Annotated in this window: 1 protein-coding gene and 1 pseudogene; both read left to right on the forward strand. The window is 39.0% G+C overall.

Annotation, left to right across the window (positions count from 1 at the left end; all coding sequences use genetic code 11):
- Positions 1-219 (forward strand): annotated as a pseudogene (locus E2B99_RS14000) (IS5/IS1182 family transposase); the annotation flags it as partial.
- A gap of 136 nt (positions 220-355) precedes the next feature.
- A complete protein-coding gene (locus tag E2B99_RS14005; RefSeq protein WP_134245901.1) occupies positions 356-688 on the forward strand; it encodes a hypothetical protein in 333 nt (110 codons plus the stop codon).
- Positions 689-802 lie beyond the last annotated feature (114 nt).

Here is an 802-nt window from a genome sequence, read left to right on the forward strand (position 1 = left end):
CTTCGAACAATTAAACGTTTAGGCAGGACACTATGGAAAAAATGGTCAGGCTATCATCGGCGAAGTTTGGTTGAAACTAAGATGCATTGCATCAAATTATTAGGAGATAAACTCAGTGCAAGGAGTTTTGATAGCCAAGTGAATGAGATCCATGCACGTGTAGCAGTCCTTAACAGATTTACGGAATTAGGTCGACCACTTACCCAAGTTACGCCTTAAATTTGGCTCAATTAGGGGCGCTTTGCATTTCAAATCTTTGTGCAACAAAGCCCTTTGTTTACCTAAATTTTATGAGTGAGCATTGAAGCATCCATTCTGATTATTACCTCAGCAGTCCTATCTTATGAGGTTTACCATGAACCAATATTCTTTCGATGATTATTCCCAAGATGAAAACTTACCCTCTATCAAAGAGCCATTCTTCCACGACTTAGTCCATCACCTGTCTGCCATTGAAAAATTAACCATTAACCTTCAGAAGATCCGCTATCCATTGTTTGGCTACAGCGTGCCTAACAATGATGTAGGGGAATATAAGCGAATGCAACGTGAGTTCTTGAGGCTAATGCCATTTGTACCAACTATTGAATCGCTATATCCCAGTGCTAACTTCTCAGTATTTATTCAGGCATTTTTACATGGGGTGAGCATTTATCTTAAGCGCACAGATAATTGTGATGTGTGCTGAGAAAACAGGAGGTTTTAACTTGGTAAACTATAGACACTCATCAGGAGTTTACCATGAGCAAGAAACAGAAGACTTACACCGCAGAATTTAAAGTTGAAGCAATAAAATTGATTG

Source organism: Alkanindiges illinoisensis (assembly GCF_004377485.1).
Taxonomy (GTDB): domain Bacteria; phylum Pseudomonadota; class Gammaproteobacteria; order Pseudomonadales; family Moraxellaceae; genus Alkanindiges; species Alkanindiges illinoisensis_A.